This is a genomic window from Kitasatospora sp. NPDC001119, assembly GCF_053598475.1.
The window spans coordinates 189,672-207,790 of record NZ_JBSFKI010000002.1 but is presented as its reverse complement, the minus strand read 5'-3'; the positions used below and the strand labels follow the sequence as shown (position 1 = coordinate 207,790).

At 72.4% G+C, this 18,119-nt stretch carries 17 protein-coding genes and 2 tRNA genes; 9 read left to right on the top strand and 10 right to left on the bottom strand.

Going from position 1 to position 18,119, the window contains the following annotated elements; translation table 11 throughout:
• Nucleotide 1: 1 nt before the first annotated feature.
• Nucleotides 2-130 carry a DLW-39 family protein gene (locus ACWDD9_RS03315; RefSeq protein WP_014137031.1) on the top strand — a complete coding sequence of 43 codons (129 nt, stop codon included), beginning with the start codon at nucleotides 2-4 and terminating at the stop codon, nucleotides 128-130.
• A gap of 186 nt (nucleotides 131-316) precedes the next feature.
• Nucleotides 317-389, top strand: a tRNA-Ala gene (locus ACWDD9_RS03310).
• 83 nt (nucleotides 390-472) lie between these two features.
• On the opposite strand, the gene ACWDD9_RS03305 is transcribed toward ACWDD9_RS03310, so the two are convergent.
• Complete coding sequence (locus tag ACWDD9_RS03305) at nucleotides 473-1,210, bottom strand: DUF5324 family protein (RefSeq protein WP_074001946.1); 738 nt, start codon at nucleotides 1,208-1,210, stop codon at nucleotides 473-475.
• 260 nt (nucleotides 1,211-1,470) lie between these two features.
• Here ACWDD9_RS03305 and ACWDD9_RS03300 point away from each other — a divergent pair, with 260 nt between their 5' ends.
• Nucleotides 1,471-2,364 carry a rhomboid family intramembrane serine protease gene (locus ACWDD9_RS03300; protein ID WP_074001947.1) on the top strand — a complete coding sequence of 298 codons (894 nt, stop codon included), beginning with the start codon at nucleotides 1,471-1,473 and terminating at the stop codon, nucleotides 2,362-2,364.
• Between the two features lie 347 nt (nucleotides 2,365-2,711).
• Here ACWDD9_RS03300 and crgA read toward each other — a convergent pair whose 3' ends face one another.
• Nucleotides 2,712-2,960 carry a cell division protein CrgA gene (crgA, locus tag ACWDD9_RS03295; RefSeq protein WP_049656797.1) on the bottom strand — a complete coding sequence of 83 codons (249 nt, stop codon included), beginning with the start codon at nucleotides 2,958-2,960 and terminating at the stop codon, nucleotides 2,712-2,714.
• 169 nt (nucleotides 2,961-3,129) lie between these two features.
• Here crgA and ACWDD9_RS03290 point away from each other — a divergent pair, with 169 nt between their 5' ends.
• The 5 genes from ACWDD9_RS03290 (at nucleotide 3,130) to ACWDD9_RS03270 (ending at nucleotide 6,844) form a co-directional block, all read left to right on the top strand.
• Nucleotides 3,130-3,894 (top strand): DUF881 domain-containing protein, encoded by a 765-nt coding sequence (locus ACWDD9_RS03290; RefSeq protein ID WP_380745407.1) that lies wholly within the window; start codon nucleotides 3,130-3,132, stop codon nucleotides 3,892-3,894.
• 69 nt (nucleotides 3,895-3,963) lie between these two features.
• Nucleotides 3,964-4,143 carry a hypothetical protein gene (locus ACWDD9_RS03285; protein ID WP_049656795.1) on the top strand — a complete coding sequence of 60 codons (180 nt, stop codon included), beginning with the start codon at nucleotides 3,964-3,966 and terminating at the stop codon, nucleotides 4,141-4,143.
• A 55-nt stretch (nucleotides 4,144-4,198) separates the two neighbouring features.
• Nucleotides 4,199-4,864, top strand: a complete 666-nt coding sequence (locus tag ACWDD9_RS03280) for an aminodeoxychorismate/anthranilate synthase component II (RefSeq protein ID WP_449810678.1) — start codon at nucleotides 4,199-4,201, stop codon at nucleotides 4,862-4,864.
• Between the two features lie 5 nt (nucleotides 4,865-4,869).
• Nucleotides 4,870-5,964, top strand: coding sequence for a class E sortase (locus tag ACWDD9_RS03275; protein WP_053112322.1), 1,095 nt, complete (start codon nucleotides 4,870-4,872; stop codon nucleotides 5,962-5,964).
• A gap of 37 nt (nucleotides 5,965-6,001) precedes the next feature.
• The gene (locus ACWDD9_RS03270; RefSeq protein ID WP_449810677.1) at nucleotides 6,002-6,844 is read left to right on the top strand and encodes a class E sortase; all 843 of its coding nucleotides are present in this window, start codon (nucleotides 6,002-6,004) and stop codon (nucleotides 6,842-6,844) included.
• 130 nt (nucleotides 6,845-6,974) lie between these two features.
• On the opposite strand, the gene pknB is transcribed toward ACWDD9_RS03270, so the two are convergent.
• The 6 genes from pknB to ACWDD9_RS03240 all read right to left on the bottom strand — a co-directional run bounded on the left by pknB (nucleotide 6,975) and on the right by ACWDD9_RS03240 (nucleotide 15,478).
• A complete protein-coding gene (gene pknB / locus ACWDD9_RS03265; RefSeq protein ID WP_416875743.1) occupies nucleotides 6,975-9,092 on the bottom strand; it encodes a Stk1 family PASTA domain-containing Ser/Thr kinase in 2,118 nt (705 codons plus the stop codon).
• A gap of 260 nt (nucleotides 9,093-9,352) precedes the next feature.
• Nucleotides 9,353-10,810, bottom strand: coding sequence for a peptidoglycan D,D-transpeptidase FtsI family protein (locus tag ACWDD9_RS03260; protein ID WP_387970903.1), 1,458 nt, complete (start codon nucleotides 10,808-10,810; stop codon nucleotides 9,353-9,355).
• Nucleotides 10,807-12,210 (bottom strand): FtsW/RodA/SpoVE family cell cycle protein, encoded by a 1,404-nt coding sequence (locus tag ACWDD9_RS03255; protein WP_049656877.1) that lies wholly within the window; start codon nucleotides 12,208-12,210, stop codon nucleotides 10,807-10,809. The genes ACWDD9_RS03260 and ACWDD9_RS03255 overlap by 4 nt, the downstream gene beginning before the upstream one ends.
• A gap of 133 nt (nucleotides 12,211-12,343) precedes the next feature.
• Entirely contained in the window at nucleotides 12,344-13,963 is a 1,620-nt protein-coding gene (locus ACWDD9_RS03250) for a PP2C family protein-serine/threonine phosphatase (RefSeq protein ID WP_380777574.1), read from the bottom strand.
• 53 nt (nucleotides 13,964-14,016) lie between these two features.
• Nucleotides 14,017-14,562, bottom strand: coding sequence for an FHA domain-containing protein FhaB/FipA (locus ACWDD9_RS03245; RefSeq protein WP_074001953.1), 546 nt, complete (start codon nucleotides 14,560-14,562; stop codon nucleotides 14,017-14,019).
• Nucleotides 14,563-14,608: 46 nt separating this feature from the next.
• A complete protein-coding gene (locus ACWDD9_RS03240) occupies nucleotides 14,609-15,478 on the bottom strand; it encodes an FhaA domain-containing protein (protein ID WP_074001954.1) in 870 nt (289 codons plus the stop codon).
• A 421-nt stretch (nucleotides 15,479-15,899) separates the two neighbouring features.
• On the opposite strand from ACWDD9_RS03240, the gene ACWDD9_RS03235 reads away from it, so the two are divergent.
• A tRNA-Leu gene (locus tag ACWDD9_RS03235) sits at nucleotides 15,900-15,983 on the top strand.
• Nucleotides 15,984-16,067: 84 nt separating this feature from the next.
• Here the strand turns inward: ACWDD9_RS03235 and ACWDD9_RS03230 are convergent.
• A complete protein-coding gene (locus tag ACWDD9_RS03230) occupies nucleotides 16,068-17,213 on the bottom strand; it encodes a sensor histidine kinase (RefSeq protein ID WP_079272002.1) in 1,146 nt (381 codons plus the stop codon).
• A complete protein-coding gene (locus ACWDD9_RS03225; RefSeq protein ID WP_234348583.1) occupies nucleotides 17,210-17,863 on the bottom strand; it encodes a response regulator in 654 nt (217 codons plus the stop codon). The genes ACWDD9_RS03230 and ACWDD9_RS03225 overlap by 4 nt, the downstream gene beginning before the upstream one ends.
• Nucleotides 17,864-18,119 lie beyond the last annotated feature (256 nt).

Genomic DNA, 18,119 nt, shown 5'->3' with positions numbered 1-18,119 from the left:
GGTGAAGAAGCTTCTCCTGGTCGCCCTGGTCGCCCTCGGCGGCTTCTTTGTCTACCGTCAGGTCCAGGCGGACCGCGCCGAGCAGGACCTGTGGACCGAGGCCACCGACCCGGTCCCGGCCGGTCGCTGAGCCCCCGGCGATCTGACGATCGACGAACTCCGGAGGCGCCCGTCGGCGCCTCCCGGGCCGGCCGGCCCGGTCGACGAACCGGACCGGCCGACCCCTTGGAACGGCACCGTTCCGGGGGGACGGCGCTGGGAATCGCGCCGGAAACCGGTACGCTAGTGCCCGTTGGCACGCGCGCGGTGCCGTCGAGGGGCATTAGCTCAGTTGGTAGAGCGCTGCCTTTGCAAGGCAGATGTCAGGAGTTCGAGTCTCCTATGCTCCACAGCCCACAGCAGTAGCCGATCGGCCGTCGACCAGGATCCTGGTCGGCGGCCGATCGGCGTTTGCGGGCGCTCGCCCGTACGGTCAGCGCGACCCGGGGCCGTCCTCGGCGGCGGGGCCGTCCTTCCCGGCGGTCGGGGACCCGTCCGTCGACTCGGCGACGGCCTCCGGGCCGGAGCCGTTCACCGGCGTGGAGGCGGCGTGCGCGCCGGCCGGCCGGGGCTCCTGCGGGGCCGGGGGCTCGACCAGCCACTCCGGGTTGCTGTGCCGGCGCCACCACTGCCAGGCCACGATGCCGCCGCCGATCGCCAGCAGGCCGGCCACGGCGAGGCCGGTGGCCAGGCGGTTGCACTGCTCCTTCCTGGCGTTCCGGGCGGCCAGCTCGCTGATCTCGGCCGAGCTGACGTTGCCCTGGAGGGCGGTCAGCGCGGCGGCGCCGCGGGCCTGGGCCTCGTGGGCGACCGGGCCGACGGTGGCGCGGGCCTCCTCGACCGCCTGGGCGACCCTGGGGCCGACGGTGGCGCGCGCCTGGTCCGCGGCCCGGGCGGCGGACAGGCGGGCCGCCAGAGCGGCCTCCTGGGCCCGGTGGAGGGCCTTCAGGGTGTTCTGCTGGGCCTCCGGCGGCAGGTTGGCGAAGGCCTGGCCGAACTGGGGGGCGAGGTGCCGGTCGTACTGGCAGCGGAGGTGGTGGGCGGCCTGTGCGGCCTTCGGACCGAAGGCGTCCAAGGCGGGGCCGAGGCGCTGCTTGGCGCCGTCCGCGAACTGTGCGGCGGTGTCCCGGGTCCTGGTGGCCGTCTCACGGGCCGAATCCGAAAAGCTCACGAGTCTCTCCTCCTGGGTGGTGTCCTTTATGCACATATCCACCTGAATGCTGATCATGCATGCTGATTTGTCCGGAGGCATGTCGGGGTGGGCCGTACGCGGGGCCCCTGCCGGGGCGGGCCGGACGGGGCGGGCGTGAGGACAGGGCCCCCGGCGGGGCGGAGAAAGCCGGGTCCGGCTGTGGGGGAGCCGGTCCGGGGGCGGGGGCGCGGCAGTAGGCTGGCGGTTTCGGAGGTCGTGTACGGGAAGGGGACCCGCTGATGCTCCCGGACGAGCCGAGGCCGTCGGTCGACCGGTCCCCGGAGGCCGGACCGCCCGACTGCTACCGGCACCCGCAGACCCCCACCGGGGTCTCCTGCACCCGCTGCGAGCGGCCGATCTGCCCGCAGTGCATGGTGACCGCCTCGGTGGGCTTCCAGTGCCCCGAGTGCGTCGGCAACGGCCACACCGGGTCGCGGCAGGCGACCACCCGGTTCGGCGGGGCCCTGGCCGCCGACGGCGGGCTGGTCACCCGGGTGCTGATCGGGCTCAACATCGTGGTCTGGGTGCTGGCCGCCTTCGTGCTCACCCCGCGGCTGGGCCAGACCTGGTCGCTGTTCAGCGCCGGGCGGGACATCCTCGGCGGCCCGGCGGGCATCGCCGACGGCCCGGACCAGTGGTACCGGCTGCTGACCGCCACCTTCCTGCACCTGGAGTGGTGGCACGTCGGGATGAACATGCTGGTGCTGTACTGGCTCGGCCCGTCGCTGGAGGAGGCGCTCGGCCGGCTCCGCTTCCTGGCCCTCTACCTGGTCTCCGGCCTGGGCGGCAGCACCTTCGCCTTCCTGGTGGCCGGCGGCTGGATGAACTCGGTGGGCGCCTCCGGGGCGGTCTTCGGGCTGATCGGCGCCACGATCGTGCTGCAGCTGCGGAACAGGGGCCCGCTCGGCCCGGCGATGGCGTTCCTGGTCTTCAACCTGGTGGTCACCTTCTCCCGTCCGGGCGTCGACTGGCGGGCGCACGTCGGCGGCCTGCTGCTCGGCTCGCTGACGGCGGTCGGCCTGATGTACGCCCCGCGCGAGCGCCGCGGCCTGGTGCAGGGGCTGACGGTGGCGGGCGCGGTGGCGGTCGAGGCGGGGATGCTGCTGGCCGGGACGGCCCTCTACGGGGCCTGACCCCTCGGACGTTTGTCCACAGCGGGTGCGGGGTTGTGCACAGGCTGTGCGACCACCCGGGTGCGGACTGGTGTTCTACGCGTGTCCTGCTGTGCGGTTCTCCCGTTCCCGGGGAGTTGTGCACAGCTGTGGACGGGCCCGCCGGGGAAAGTTATCCACAGGCCCGGGGGACTTTTCCCCAGTGTGGATAACCATGTGGATAAGCCCGACAGTCCGATGGTGGGGATAACCGACCGGATTCCGGTGCGCTCCCGCCCGGCTCCGGGCATGCCTGACCGCCGCCCCGGGACGAGCGATCCGGAGCGGCGGGAAACGGCTCGAAGCCGAGCCTCAGGACGGGCGGAGCGTCACTTCCACTGGGTGGAGACGCCGAAGCCGGCGGCGATGAAGCCGAAGCCGACCAGGATGTTCCAGTTGCGCCAGCTCTCGACCGGGTAGGTGCCGCTGGTCACGTAGTAGGTGACGATCCACACCAGGCCGATCAGGAACAGCGCGAGCATCAGCGGCGCGACCCAACCACGGCCCGAACTGATCTTCACCGCGGCCGTGGTCGGCGGGGTGTAGTCGGACTTCTTGCGGAGTCGAGACTTCGGCACGAGGAGCTCTCCTGTCGATGCGCTGTGAGACCGCGCAGGGTGCAGCGGGTGGAATCGGCCGCGGTCGGCTGTGGAGAAACGTCCTGGGGACCGCTCCGCCACATGCCACCGGCGTCCGTTAGCGTAGTGGCTCGGCGGGTCTAGAGGAGATAAGGGTACGGTGACTAATTTGTCGATTCCCCCTGAGCCGGCCCGTACCCGCCGTTCCGGCACCCGAATTGTCGGACGTGCCCTGACCTGCGCCGTCTTCGCGCTCGCCGGACTGCTCTTCTACATCAGCGCGCAGACCGCCCGCGGCACCGACCTGCGGACCGACAACTCGTTGCTCAGCCTCGGCGACGTGGTCCGCCAGCGCAGCGCCCAGAACCAGCAGGCGCAGTCCCAGCTCGCCGACCTCCAGGCCCGCGCCCAGCAGCTCACCGAGCAGCAGGGCCACGACCCCGCCAACGCCGCGCAGCTGGGCGGCCTGCGCTCCGGCGCGGCCCTGGAGCCGCTCCAGGGCGGCGGCCTGACCGTCACCCTCAACGACGCCCCGCCGAACGCCACCGCGCGCATCCCGGGGGTGCCCGAGCCCGGCGTCAACGACCTGGTCATCCACCAGCAGGACATCCAGGCCGTCGTCAACGCGCTGTGGCGGGGCGGCGCCGAAGGGGTGCAGGTGATGGACCAGCGGCTGATCTCCACCAGCGCCGTCCGCTGCGTCGGCAACACCCTGCTGCTCCAGGGCCGGGTCTACTCCCCGCCGTACGTGGTCAGGGCGGTCGGGCGGACGGACACCCTGCGCTCGGCCGTCGAGGCGGACCCGACGGTCCGCAACTACCTCCAGTACGTCCAGGCGTACGGGCTGGGCTGGAAGGTCCAGGAGAGCGGCGAGCTGAGCCTGCCCGGCTACTCCGGCACCACCGAGCTGCGTTCGGCGGGCGGCCAGCAGTAGCGGACCGGCCCCGCGGGCGCGCACGGCGGGTCTACTCTTTAACCCAGTCCGCTACGTCGAGGGAGCACCATGTACGGCTGGATCTGGCGTCACCTCCCGGGGAACACCCTGGTCCGGGCCGTCATTTCGCTGCTCCTCGTGCTGGGGATCGTCTACCTCCTCTTCACCTACGTCTTCCCGTGGGCGGAACCGCTGCTCCCCTTCGGCGACGTCACAGTGGACGGCGGCGACGGCGCCGCGACCGGCTGAGCCGGCGGGCCCGGCACTCCCTTCCCGCACCGCACCCCACGGAGACCACGCGCGCATGACGACCCGGCCGACCACTCCGCCCCGCATCCTGGTGGTGGACAACTACGACAGCTTCGTCTTCAACCTGGTCCAGTACCTGTACCAGCTCGGCGCCACCTGCGAGGTGGTGCGCAACGACGAGGTGACCGTCGAGCACGCCGTCCGCCGCTCCGGCGACGAGGGCTTCGACGGGGTGCTGCTCTCCCCCGGGCCCGGCGCCCCGGAGGAGGCCGGGGTCTGCATCGAGATGGTGCACCACTGCGCGCGGATCGGGCTGCCGGTGTTCGGCGTCTGCCTGGGCCTCCAGTCGATCGCGGCCGCGTACGGCGCCGTGGTCGGCCGGGCGCCCGAGCTGCTGCACGGCAAGACCTCGCCGGTCGAGCACGAGGACGGCGGGGTGTTCGAGGGCCTGCCCTCGCCGCTGACCGCGACCCGCTACCACTCGCTCGCGGTCGAGCCGGCCACCGTGCCGGCCGAACTGGTGGTCACCGCGTGTACCGGGAGCGGCGTGATCATGGGGCTCAGGCATCGTGAACTGCCGGTCGAGGGCGTGCAGTTCCACCCCGAGTCGGTGCTCACCGAGGGCGGGCACCGGATGCTCGCCAACTGGCTCGCGGAGTGCGGCTTCCCGCAGGCGGTCGACCGGTCGGCCGGGCTCGCCCCGGTGATCGGCCGGGGCTGACCGGCGTGACCTCGCTGCGTCCGGAGGGGCGTTTCCAGCCGGAGGCGGACCCGTACGGCACCGCGCAGCAGTACGGCGGGCCCCGGTACCCGGGCCAGGACGACGGCACCGGCGGTGCGCCGTACCGGCAGGGGATCCCGGTGCAGACCGTGCCCGAGGACGCCTGGGGCGTGTACGAGCAGGCCCAGGAGCCCATCGTGGACGGGCCCGAGTACCCCTGGCTGCCCGACCAGACCCTCCAGCTGCGGCTGCCCCTGGACCTCGGCGCGCCGGCCGCCGAACCGGCCCCCACCGGTGGCCGGGCCGAGCGCCGCCGCGCCGCCCAGGGCCGCACCTCGCTGCGCTCCGGCAGCGGCCGGCGCCGGTCGAACGGCCGCGGCGCCGGGCGGGTGCGCCCCCGGGAGTCCGTGCTCGTGGTGGCCGCCCGGAGCGTCGGCGAGCTGTGCATCACGCTCGGCGTGGTGATGCTGCTCTTCGTCGCGTACCAGCTCTGGTGGACCAACGTGCAGGCCGACGCTGCCGCCGACGGGGCCCGCAACCAGCTGGAGCAGCAGTTCAACGCGGCCGTCGCGCCCGTCCAGCCGGGGCAGCCGGCCCCGGCGCCGGACAAGCCCGAGGTGTTCGAGCCCGGCAAGGGCTTCGCCATCATCTACCTGCCCAAGCTGGGGCTGAAGTTCCCGATCGCCGAGGGCACCTCCAAGTCGGGGGTGCTCGACAACGGCCTGGTCGGCCACTACACGGGAACCGGGATGCCGGGCGACAAGGCGGGCAACTTCGCGCTGGCCGCCCACCGCAACACCCACGGCGAGCCGTTCCGGTACATCAACCAGCTCGGCAAGGGCGACAAGATCGTGGTGGAGACCGCGGCCGGCTACTACACCTACGAGGTCACCGGGGGCATCCCGGAGACCTCCCCCAACAACGTGAGCGTGATCAAGCCGGTGCCGAACGGCGCGGGGTACGCCGGTCCGGGCCGCTACATCACCCTGACCACCTGCACGCCGGAGTTCACCTCCAAGTTCCGCCTCATCGTCTTTGGCAAGATGATCGAGGAACGGCCGCGTGCCCAGGGCAAGCCGGCCGCGATCACGGGCGGGTAGCCGCCCGGCCGCCCGGCCCGGAGGGGGAGCACCGCAGATGCAGGACGAGAGCGCGCGATCGGCCGAACCGGCGCAGGAGGCCTTCGCCCCGCCCGAGCCGCGGGCCGGGCGGGGCCGGAGCCGGGCGCTGGCCGCGCTCGGGGTCTTCGGCGAGCTGCTGATCACCATGGGCCTGGTGCTCGGCCTGTTCGTGGGCTACTCGCTCTGGTGGACCAACGTGCAGGCGGACCGCTCGGCCTCGGCGGCCGCCGACCGGCTGCGCGGCAGCTGGGCCGCGGGCCCGCGCCCCGGCCCCGGGGCGACGCCCGGCGCCGCCCCGGCCCCCGGCGCGTCCGCTGCTCCCGGCGGCCCCGGTGCCGAGCCCGGGTCCGTGCCGAAGCAGTTCGCGGCCGGGGACGACGTCGGCTTCCTGCACGTCCCGGCGATGGGCCGGGACTACCAGGTGCTGATCCGGATGGGCACCTCCACCGAGGTCCTGGACGACGGCGTCGCGGGCGTCTACGAGCAGCCGTACCGGGCCGCGATGCCGTGGGACCAGCAGGGCAACTTCGCGCTGGCCGCCCACCGGGACGGCCACGGCGCCAAGTTCCACGACCTGGACGCCGTCCACCGGGGCGACGCCGTCGTGGTCGAGACCCGGGACAAGTGGTACGTCTACAAGGTCGACAGCACCCTGGCGGAGACGTCCAAGTACGACACCGGCATCGTGGCGCCCGTCCCGGCCCGCTCCGGCTACGAGGGCCCCGGCCGCTACATCACCCTGACCACCTGCACGCCGGTGTACACCTCGCGCTACCGGATGGCCGTCTGGGGGAGCCTGGTGCGGGTGGACGACATGGACGCCAAGCGCACCCCGCCGCCGGAGCTGCGGCACTCCTGAAGCCGCCCAGGGGCCTCCTGGAGCCCGTACGGAACGCCCGAGGGCCCGCCGCGACGAACGCGGCGGGCCCTCGGGCGTGCTCCGTGCTGCTCGTTCCCCGGCTCAGCCGAACCAGGGGAATACCGGAGGCCTAGTGGTCCCCTTTGGGGGGTGTGGTGGTGGGGTCGCTCCCTTTCGGGGGCTCGGCCGCCTTGGTGTACAGCTGGATCTGGGTGTTCGGGTCGACCTGGGTGCCGGCCGGCGGGTTGCTCTGGAGGATCGTCGCGTTCGGGTCCGGGGGACCGCTGACCACGACGTAGGTCAGGCCGAGCGCCTTCAGCTGGTCCGCGGCGGCGCCCAGCTTGACGTTCGCCAGCGGCGGGACCTGGGGCTTGTCCTGCGCCTTGAAGATCGTCAGCGAGATCTTGCTGTTGGCCGGGGCCTTGGTGTTGGCCGGGACCGACTGCGAGGCGACGGTGTTGACCTTGCTCGGGTCGGGGGCCGGGGCGGTCTTCGAGACGTCCACCTGGAAGCCGAGGCCCTGGAGGGTCGCCTGCGCGTCCTCCTTCTGGGCCCCGGCCACGTTCGGGACGGTCACCTTGGCCTTGCCCTGCGACACGGTCAGCTTGATCGGGGCGCTCGGGTCGACGGCCGCGTTGGGCGCCGGGTCCTGGGCGGTGACGGTGTCCTGCGCGGCGGTGTCGTCGTCCTTGTACTCGGTGGTCACGTTGGTGAAGCCGAGGTCGGCGAGCGCCTTGGTGGCCTGGTCCTTGGGCTTGCCGACCACACCGGGGACCTGCGCCTTGGCCGGGCCCGAGGAGACCTGCACCGTGATGGTGGAGGTCTCGGCGACCTGGGTGCCGGACTGCGGGGTCTGGGTGCAGACCTGGTCCTTCTTGATGTTGGTGTCCGGGCAGGCGATCTTGTCGCCCTCGGTCACCACGAGCTTGGCACCGGCCGCGGCGGCGGCCGTCTTGGCCTCCGCCAGGGTCTTGCCGACCAGGTTCGGCGCGGTGACCTTCGCGGTCTCCTTGGTGCCCTTGTCGGCGAACATCGCCTGGGCGACGAAGAAGGTGCCGACCAGGACCAGCACGGCGGCCACCGCCAGCACGATCCAGGAGGTGTTGCTCTTCTTCGGCGGGTCCTCGCCCCGTCGGCCCCCGCCGCGGCCGTAGCCGTCGTCGTAGCCGTCGTTGCCGCCCGCCTGGCCGGCGTAGGTCTGGCCGTAGCCGTCGTCCTGGTAGCCGCCCTGCTGCCCGTAGCCGGGCTGCCCGGAGGCCTGCGGCAGGACGGTGGTCGGGCCGCCGGGCTGTTGCGGCAGCACGTTGGTCTGGCCGTACGGGTCGTGCTGCTGCGGGTAGCCGTTCTGGTCGTAGCCGTAGCCGCCCGGGCCCATGCCGTACGCGGCCTGCTGGGCGGCGGCCACCGGCAGGCCGTCGAGGAAGCGCTCGATGTCGTCGCGCATCTCGTCGGCGCTCTGGTAGCGGTAGTCGCGGTCCTTGGCGAGCGCCTTCAGCACGATCGCGTCGACCTCGGGGCGCACCTCGGGGTCGAAGACCGACGGCGGCTGCGGCTCCTCCCGGACGTGCTGGTAGGCCACCGCGACGGGCGAGTCGCCGACGAACGGCGGGCGCACGGTCAGCAGCTCGTAGAGCAGGCAGCCGGTGGAGTAGAGGTCGGAGCGGGCGTCGACCTGCTCGCCCTTGGCCTGCTCGGGGGAGAGGTACTGGGCGGTGCCGATGACGGCCGAGGTCTGCGTCATGGTCATCCCGGCGTCACCCATCGCACGGGCGATGCCGAAGTCCATGACCTTGACGTTGCCCTGCCGGGTCAGCATCACGTTGGCCGGCTTGATGTCGCGGTGCACGATGCCGGCCCGGTGCGAGTACTCCAGGGCCTGGAGGATGCCGATGGTCATCTCCAGCGCGCGCTCGGGCAGCAGCCGGCGGCCGGAGTGCAGCAGCTCGCGCAGCGTGGACCCCTCGACGTACTCCATCACGATGTACGGGATGGAGATGCCGTCGATGTAGTCCTCGCCGGTGTCGTACACGGCGACGATGGCGGGGTGGTTCAGGGACGCCGCCGACTGCGCCTCGCGGCGGAACCGGGCCTGGAACGACGGATCCCGGGCCATGTCGGCCCGGAGCGTCTTCACAGCGACGGAGCGGCCGAGTCGGGTGTCATGGGCGAGGTACACCTCGGCCATGCCGCCGCGTCCGAGGACGCCGCCGAGCTCGTACCTGCCGCCGAGGCGACGAGGCTCTTCCATAGTTCCGACCCTCTCCCTCACCCGCCGGTGAGGTTGTGACGTAGGTGTCCCCGCACGCTCTGGGTGACGCCGCGCGGTCCGCGACCGGTTCTCCGGCCGGGCCGTGCGGTGCCTCGCGGGCGGCAACGGGCACACCCGCTGCTGGCGGATACGCTACCGGTCGGACCGCAGCGGACCGGAGTCAGCCGTCGGCCGATACCAGACCGGTATCCGGACGGGGCTGCCCATCGTGACATTCCCCTCACCCCGGACCCGCGCTCCTACTTGCCGAGTGCGGCCTGCATCACCGCCTTGGCGATCGGGGCGGCGAGGCGGCCGCCGCTGATGCCGTCGCGGTTCTGGGAGCCGTCCTCGACCACCACCGCGACCGCGACCGACTGGCCGTCCGGGGTCTTGGCCCAGGAGGTGAACCAGGCGAACGGGAGCCCGGCGTTGTCCTCGCCGTGCTGCGCGGTGCCGGTCTTGCCGCCGACCTGCAGGCCGGGGATCTTGGCGTTGGTGCCGGTGCCGTTCTCGACCACCGAGACCATCAGGTCCTGCATCTTCTGCGCGGTGGCCGGGCTCATCGCCTGGGAGAACTGCTTCTCGGTGTGCTTGGAGACGGTGGTCAGCGTGGCCGAGCGCTCCTGGTCGACCAGGTACGGCTGCATCAGGCTGCCGTTGTTGGCGATCGCGGCGGAGACCATGGCCATCTGGAGCGGGGTGGCGCGGGTGTCGTGCTGGCCGATCGAGTCCTGGGCGGTGCCGTCCGGGCTCGAGCTGTCCGGGAAGACGCTCTTCTCGGAGCGGACCGGGGTGTCGATCGTGCTGTTGAAGCCGAACTTCTCGGCCTGCGCCCGCATCCGCTCCTTGCCCAGGTCCGCGCCCATCTTGGCGAAGACCGTGTTGCAGGACTGGTCCATCCCGGACTTGACGGTGGCGTTCTCGCAGCGCTCGTTCGGGCTCTCGTTCTTCAGCTGGGTGGTCGTGCCGGGCAGGACCCACGGGTCCGGGGTGTCCGTGGCGTCGTCGATGCTCTGGTAGCGGCCGTTCTCGAACGCCGCGGTCGCGGTGACCAGCTTGAAGGTCGAGCCGGGCGGATAGGTCTCCTTCAGCGCCCGGTTGAGCATCGGCTTGTTCGGGTCCGCGTTGAGGTCCGTCCAGGCCTTGGTGTCGGCGGCCTCGCCGCCGGCGAAGGTGCCGGGGTCGTAGGACGGGGTGGAGACCAGGCCCAGGATCGCGCCGGTCTTCGGGTCGAGGGCGACCACCGCGCCCTTCTTGTTGCCCATCGCGTCGAAGGCGGCCTTCTGCACCTTGGCGTTGATGGTGGTGACGACGTCGCCGCCGCGCTTCTGCTCGCCCGTCAGCATGTCCAGGGTGTTGCGGAAGAACAGCCGGTCGTCGGTGCCGGAGAGGATGCCGTCCTCCAGGTTCTCCAGCTGGCTGGAGCCGTAGGCCTGGGAGGAGTAGCCGGTCACCGGGGCGTACATCGGGCCGTCGACCCAGGACCGCTTGTACTTGTAGCGCAGGCCGTTGACGAAGTCGGACTTCGTGACCGGCTGGCCGCTGACGATGATGTTGCCGCGCGGGTGGGCGTACCGGTCGTACAGCTGGCGCTTGTTGTTCTTGTTGGTGGCCCAGGACTCGGCCTGGACGCCCTGCACCCAGTTGGTGCGCACCATCAGGGCCAGGATCAGGACGAGGCAGAAGATCGAGACCCGGCGGATCGGCTTGTTCATCGGGCTGGTCCCTCCTGGCCCTCGGTGGGCGGGGCCGGTTCGGCCCCCGGTCGGCGGGCGCTGTCGCTGATCTTCAGCAGGATCGCGACCAGCGCCCAGTTGGCGACCACGGACGAACCGCCCTGCGCGAGGAACGGCATGGTCATACCGGTGAGCGGGATCAGCCCGGTGACACCGCCGGCCACGACGAACACCTGGATCGCCATCGCCGAGGAGAGGCCGACGGCGAACAGCTTGCCGAACGGGTCGCGGGCGGCGAGCGCGGTGCGCAGGCCGCGCTGCACCAGCAGGGCGTACAGCAGGAAGATCGCCATCAGGCCGGTCAGCCCGAGCTCCTCGCCGAACGAGCCCAGGATGAAGTCGCTCTTGGCGGCGAAGGCGATCAGCCAGGAGCGGCCCTGGCCCAGGCCGGAGCCGGTGACCCCGCCGGAGCCGAGCGCCATCAGCGACTGGCCGATCTGCTCGGTGGCGCCCTTCGGCGGGTTGGCGCCGAAGGCGGCCATCGGGTCGAGCCAGGCGTCGATGCGGACCTTCACGTGGCTCGCGGTCGAGGCGACCGCGACCGCGCCGCCGACCGACATCAGCAGGCCGAACAGGATCCAGCTGGTCCGCTCGGTGGCGACGTAGAGCATCACCACGAACAGGCCGAAGAACAGGAAGGACGTGCCCAGGTCGTTCTCGAAGATCAGGATCAGCAGGCTGAGCAGCCAGATCACGATGATCGGGCCGAGGTCGCGGCCGCGCGGCAGGTACAGGCCCATGAACCGGCGGCTGGCCAGCGCCAGGGCGTCCCGCTTGACCATCAGGTAGCCGGCGAAGAACACGGTCAGGACGATCTTGGCGAACTCGCCCGGCTGGATGGAGAAGCTGCCCATCCGGATCCAGATCTTGGCGCCGAAGTCCTCCGCCCGGGACGGGAAGAAGGCCGGCGCCGCGAGCAGGACCAGGGCCACCACCATCGAGATGTAGGTGTAGCGCTGGAGCACCCGGTGGTCCTTCAGCAGCACCATCACCCCGATGAAGCCGGCGATCCCGAGGGCCGACCACATCAGCTGGTTCTCGGCCGCCGGGTAGTTGCCCCGGAGCAGCTTGCCCGCCTTGTCCAGCCGCCAGATCATCACCACCCCGAGGCCGTTGAGCAGGGTGGCGATCGGCAGCATCAGCGGGTCCGCGTACGGCGCGAAGCGGCGCACCAGCAGGTGCGCGACCAGTGCCAGGGCGCCCATGCCGAGCCCGTAGCCGAGCATGCCCGCGGGCAGCTTGGCGTCCATCGCGAGGCCGACGTTGGCGTACGCGAGGACCGGCAGCAGCACCGCGAAGACCAGCAGGGCCAGCTCGGTGTTGCGCCGGTTCGGCGCCTCCTGCGGGGAGATCGTGGTGTTGCCCCGCCGACGGGGGATCGTGCGTTCGGCCGCCGCCCGGCGTCGGCCGGACCGGGTGGTTTCCTGGCTCAGGTCGTAGCTGCTCACGTGGTGACCGCTCCCTGACGGCCGGCAAACCCGCTCGGGGCGGTCCTATGTCGGATCACGGACGTCACTGCTTCGGGCAGGAGTTGGCCCGGCTGAGTTCCTCTTCGGTCAGTGGGGGGGCCTGGTCGCCCTGCGCGCCGGTGGCCGGAGGGGTCGCGTTCGGCGCCGGGGCGGGTGCCGTCGGGGCGGTCGGCGAGGCCGGGGGCGCGGTGGTCGGCGTGGTGGCGGCCGGACCGCGGTTCTTCTCGGTCGGGGTGGGCGTGCTGGCCAGGTACGCGGCCTGCGTCGCCTGGGTGGCGGGCGGTACGGCCGGGGCGGTCGCCCTGGCGGCCTTCTGGCAGAGCTGGACCCAGCCGTCGAGCTCGTTGACCGTCGACTGGGCGTCCTTCATGCTGCCGACCGAGATGGTCTTCTTCACGTGGACCTGCTGGTCCTCGGGCAGCCACTTCAGCTGGATCCTGCTGTACGAGGAGTGCACCGAGGACAGGCTCACCCCGGCCAGGTTCTGGTTGATGCCCTGGTAGATCGCGACGTGGTCGTCCTGGGTGCCGACGTAGTACTGGTCCTGGGTCCACTGGTAGCCGAAGTAGCCGGCGCCGCCGAGCAGGCCCAGCGTGACCAGGGCGGCCAGCGAGACCGTCAGGCCCTTGCGCTTGCGCCTCGAGGGCCGCTCCTCGTCGAAGTCCTCGGTGCCGTACACCGAGGGCTCGCCGGAGCCGGGGCCGTACTCGCCCTCGTAGCCCTCGGCGGGACCGAAACCGTTCTGCGCGGGGCCGAAGCCCTCCGCGTAGCCCTCGGCCGGGCCGAAGGCGCCCTGCGGGCCGCGGCCGAGACCGGCGGCGCGGCCGGCCGGGGTGTCCGCGATCGAGCGGTCGGCGGCGGCCGAGGACGGCGGGGCGTCGGCGACCGCGCCGACCACCACCGGGACGTCGTTGAACTGGCCGCTCATGGTGTCCGTGGCGCCGACGTCGATGACGTCCGCCACGATGCAGGTGATGTTGTCCGGACCGCCGCCGCGCAGCGCGAGCTGGATCAGCTCCTGCACGGTCTGCTCGGGCGCGTAGTAGCTGCCGAGGGTGTCCTGGAGGGTCTGGTGGCTGACCGGGCCGGAGAGGCCGTCGGAGCAGATCAGGTAGCGGTCGCCGGCCCGGACCTCGCGGATCGACAGGTCGGGCTCGACCTGGCCGCGGCCGTCCAGCGCCCGCATCAGCAGCGAGCGCTGCGGGTGGGTCTCGGCCTCCTCGGGCGTGATCCGGCCCTCGTCGACCAGGCGCTGCACCCAGGTGTGGTCCTGGGTGATCTGCACCAGGGAACCGTCGCGCAGCAGGTAGGCGCGGGAGTCGCCGACGTGCACCATGCCCATCCGCTGGCCCGTCCACAGCATGGCGGTGAGCGTGCAGCCCATGCCCTCCAGCTGCGGGTCCTCCTCGACCATCTGCCGGAGCCGGTCGTTGGCGCCCTGGACGGCGTCGCCCAGCAGGGTCAGCAGGTCGGGGCCGGGCACGTCCTCGTCCAGCCGGACGATCGAGCCGAGCACCTCGGAGGAAGCGACCTCGCCGGCCGCGGCGCCGCCCATGCCGTCGGCCACGGCCAGCAGCCGCGGCCCGGCGTAGCCGGAGTCCTCGTTCCCCTCCCGGATCAGTCCCTTGTGGGAGCCGGCGGCGAAGCGCAGCACCAGGGTCATGCGACCTGTGCCCCCCTCTGGGTCATGGACGGGATGCTGTCCCTCATGCGCTACTACTTCCGCAGTTCGATGACGGTCCTGCCGATACGGATCGGCATGCCCGGCTGGAGCGGAGTGGGCGCGGTCAGGCGCTGCCGGTCCAGATAGGTGCCGTTGGTGGAGCCTAGATCCTCGACCGTCCACTGCCCAGTCTGATCCGGATAGATCCTGGCATGCCGGGAGGACGCGTAGTCGTCGTCCAGCACGATGGTGGAGTCGTGCGCGCGGCCGAGCGTGATGGTCTGGCCCTGGAGCGCCACCGTGGTGCCGGCCAGCGAGCCCTGCACCACGACGAGCTGGGTCGGACCGCCGCGGCGGCGCCCGCCGCCGCCCTGGGTCTGGGCCGCCGCGGGGCCGGCCTGGGTCGGCGCCGCGGCGCGTGCGGCGGTCGAGGTGGCCGCGCCGCCGCCGGTCGTGGCGCTCGCGCCCCGACGGGAGGAGCGCGGGTTCACCTTGGTGCCGAACAGGTCGCTGCGGATCACCTGGATCGCGACGATGACGAACAGCCACAACACGGCCAGGAAGCCCAGCCGCATGACCGTGAGGGTCAGTTCTGACATGACCGTCCCGCCAGTCGGTGAGCGAGGCGCGCGAACAATTCGGACACTACCCTTCGACCTGCCGGTAGACGATGGTGGTGGAGCCCACGACGATTCGCGAGCCGTCGCGGAGCGTAGCGCGCTGGGTGTGCTGTCCGTCCACCACGATGCCGTTGGTGGACCCCAGGTCGAGCACCATCGAAGGGGTGCCGGGCCGGATCTCGGCGTGCTTGCGGGAGACCCCGGGGTCGTCGATCCGCACGTCCGCCTCGGTCGAGCGGCCGAGCACGCAGGCCGAGCCGGTGATCTGGTGGCGGGCGCCGTTCACCTCGATCCAGCGGCGCGTCCCGGCGCCGCCGTGGCCCGCGCCGGGGAACGCCCGGACGTTGCCGCCCGCGGGCGCCGGCTGACCGGGGGGCATCGCGGGGGGCGCGGCCGGCGGCGGGGGCGCGTTGTACTGGCCGGCGCCGGGCTGCTGCCACGGTGCGCCGGGGGCCGGGGCGGCCGGCGCACGGTCGTAGCCGGGCTGCGGCGGCGCGTACTGCTGCTGCTGCGGGGGCTCCTCGGCGGCGAGGGTGCGGCTGCGCACCCGGTACAGCCCGGTGTCCAGGTCGTCGGCCTTCTCCAGGTTCACCTGGAGCGGGCCCATGAAGGTGTACCGCTGGGCCTCCGCGTACTCGCGGACCATGCCGGCCAGTTCGGTGCCGAGCTGCCCGGAGTAGGGGCTCAGCCGCTCGTGGTCGTGCGGGCTCAGCTCGACGATGAAGTCGTTCGGCACGACGGTGCGGTCGCGGTTCCAGATGCTCGCGTTGTTGTCGCACTCGCGCTGCAGCGCTCCGGCGATCTCCACGGGCTGGACCTCGGACTTGAACACCTTGGCGAAGGTGCCGTTGACGAGACCCTCGAGCCGCTGCTCGAACTTCTTCAGCACTCCCATGGGGCACCCCCTTCCAGGGTTCGTTCGCCTGCCTGCCGGCCGGATCCCGCCCGGGACCCGGTCGCGCCTCCTACTTGCGGTACTTCCGTACTGATCGTATCCACGCCGGGCCCTTCCGTACGGTTCCCGGACCGTGTGGTGCCCGGGGGTGGGCTCGGACACACAGGGTGACGCATGTCGGGTACGGCACGCCAGGTGTGCCCGTCGGAGCACCCTTCCGGCAGTCGCACGGGCGTGCGTCGGGCATCGGTTCGGGTGCCGTGGGCCTCCCCGGACAACGGATTCGGAGCAGCCCCCCAGGTCGTGCTAATGTTTTCCACGTCGGAAGGGCCGCCCGAAAGGGAGGCCGGTCCAGGAAGCGCGAAGTACCGATGGTACCGAGTGGTTCGGAAGACCGGTCGGCAACGAGGACAACACCCATGCGCGGGTGGCGGAATAGGCAGACGCGCTGGATTCAGGTTCCAGTGCCCGAAAGGGCGTGGGGGTTCAACTCCCCCCTCGCGCACAGCGAAGCCCCGCAGATCTACGGATCTGCGGGGCTTTTTTGTCGTCCGCTCCCCGGTGGCGTGGATTTCGGGGGCGGGCGGGATCAGCCGCGGCTGGCCGGGAGTTCGGCGCGGACCTCGAAGCCGCCGTCCTGGGTCGGCCCGGCGGTGAGGGTGCCGCCCAGCAGCTGGGCGCGCTCGCGCAGGCCGACCAGGCCGTGGCCGCCGCCCGGCAGGGTCTCGGCCGGACGCACCGGCGGGGCCTCGTTGCGGACCTCGACGCGCAGCCGGCGGCCCTTCGCCCGGACCCGGACGTGCACCGCCGCCTCCGGGGCGTACTTGGTGATGTTGGTGAGCGCCTCCTGGACGGTGCGGTAGGCGGCCCGCTCGACCGCCTCCGGCCACGGGCGGTCGCCGGGGACCAGCTCGGTGTCCGCGGCCAGGCCGCTCTGCTCGATCAGCCGGGGCAGGTCGGCCAGCCGGGGCTGCGGGGCGAGCGGGGCGTCCGGCAGTCCGCCGGTGCCGCGCAGCACCCCGACCATCTGCCGCAGCTCGTCCAGGGTCCGTACGGACAGTTCCCGGATGGTGCGGGCGGCGGTCACGGCGGCCGGGTCGGGGCTGCTCACCTGGAGCGCGCCCGCCTGGATGCTGATCAGGCTGACCTGGTGCGAGACCACGTCGTGCATCTCCCGGGCCAGCCGGCCGCGCTCGCTGATCAGCACCCGCTCGGCCAGCAGCCGGCTCTCCCGCTCCTGGCCACGGGTCAGCTCGTCCAGCCGGGCGGCCAGCTCCCGCCGGGTGCGGGCGAGCAGACCGGTGGCGGCCGGGCCGGCCGCCAGCATCACGGCCTGGATGGCGTCCAGTGCGGTGGCGCGGCTGAGGTCGAGGACGTCCTGGGGCAGCGGCCAGTGGAAGAACTCGACCAGCGCGAACAGGACGCCGCAGGGGATCACGACCCGGGGGCGGGGGCGCTCGGCGGCCACCGAGTAGACGGCCGTGATCGGGGCCAGCCAGATCTCGTCCACCCAGCTGCCCGGCATGGTGAGGAGCAGTGCCACCACCGGGAAGCGGCGGCGCCAGAACAGGGCGACGGCGGCCAGCGTGGACAGCGCCACCTGCCACCAGGCGGCCTCCCGGGCCACCAGGGCGGCGTCCAGCAGGGCGTACAGGACGGGCAGCAGCAGCATCAGCCAGGGGGCGGTGCACCAGGCCGGCAGCCGTCGGGACGGCAGTTGGTCGGCGGTCGTCATGCCCCGTCGCCGGGCTTGGGCCGGACCAGACCGGCCCGGTGGGCCAGGACGGCGGCCTGGACCCGGTTGGCGGCGCCGAGCTTGCCGAGGATCGCGCTGATGTGGTCCTTGACCGTGCCGGTGCCGAGGAACAGCCGGTCGGCGATCTCGGCGTTGGACAGGCCCTCGCCGAGCAGCGAGAGCACGTCCAGCTCGCGGCCGGTGAGGGTGCGGGCGAGCGCGGTGGCCTCGGCGTCCGGGCCGCCGCCGTCCACGTAGCCGCCGATCACGGTGCGGGTGACGGTCGGGGAGAGGATGTTGCCGCCGGCCGCGAGCACCCGGACGGCGTGCACCAGCTGGTCGGGGGCGGTGTCCTTGAGCAGGAAGCCGGCCGCGCCGGCCCGCAGCGCGGTGCCGATGTACTCGTCGGTGTCGAAGGTGGTGAGCATCGCCACGGCGGGCGGGTCGGGCAGGGCGCGCAGGCGGCGCAGCACCGAGATGCCGTCGAGGTCGGGCATCCGGATGTCGAGCAGCACCACGTGCGGGCGCAGCCGCTGGACGTGCTCCTCGGCCTGCCCGCCGGAGCAGTCGCCGACCACCTCCAGGTCGGCGGCGGAGCCGACGATCAGCCCCAGGCCGGAGCGGACCAGGATCTCGTCGTCGACGATCAGCACGCGGGTGGTGGTGATGGTGCCTCCTCGGTTCGGGCGGCCGGGTCGGGGCGGTCCGCGTGGGTCGTTTCGAGGGTAGGGGTAGGCGGGGCGGGGTGCCGAACGTGCGGCGGGCGGTCACCCCCGCCGTTCGGCGGGGGTGGGAATCCGCTACCCGGTTCACGCAATTCTCAGGCTGGGTGGGGAAACATGGAGTTGGCTGACTCTTTTCCGGCCGCTTCTCCATTTCGGGCGGTCGGCCGGGCGAGGTCGCCGG

Excerpts from the sequence above, each read along its gene's own strand:
- ACWDD9_RS03300 (WP_074001947.1), top strand. The coding sequence starts at position 1,471 with ATGCTCCCGGACGAGCCGAGGCCGTCGGTCGACCGGTCCCCGGAGGCC.
- ACWDD9_RS03285 (WP_049656795.1), top strand. The coding sequence starts at position 3,964 with ATGTACGGCTGGATCTGGCGTCACCTCCCGGGGAACACCCTGGTCCGG.
- ACWDD9_RS03280 (WP_449810678.1), top strand. The coding sequence starts at position 4,199 with ATGACGACCCGGCCGACCACTCCGCCCCGCATCCTGGTGGTGGACAAC.
- ACWDD9_RS03270 (WP_449810677.1), top strand. The coding sequence starts at position 6,002 with ATGCAGGACGAGAGCGCGCGATCGGCCGAACCGGCGCAGGAGGCCTTC.
- pknB (WP_416875743.1), bottom strand. The coding sequence starts at position 9,092 with ATGGAAGAGCCTCGTCGCCTCGGCGGCAGGTACGAGCTCGGCGGCGTC.
- ACWDD9_RS03260 (WP_387970903.1), bottom strand. The coding sequence starts at position 10,810 with ATGAACAAGCCGATCCGCCGGGTCTCGATCTTCTGCCTCGTCCTGATC.
- ACWDD9_RS03250 (WP_380777574.1), bottom strand. The coding sequence starts at position 13,963 with ATGACCCTGGTGCTGCGCTTCGCCGCCGGCTCCCACAAGGGACTGATC.
- ACWDD9_RS03245 (WP_074001953.1), bottom strand. The coding sequence starts at position 14,562 with ATGTCAGAACTGACCCTCACGGTCATGCGGCTGGGCTTCCTGGCCGTG.
- ACWDD9_RS03240 (WP_074001954.1), bottom strand. The coding sequence starts at position 15,478 with ATGGGAGTGCTGAAGAAGTTCGAGCAGCGGCTCGAGGGTCTCGTCAAC.
- ACWDD9_RS03230 (WP_079272002.1), bottom strand. The coding sequence starts at position 17,213 with ATGACGACCGCCGACCAACTGCCGTCCCGACGGCTGCCGGCCTGGTGC.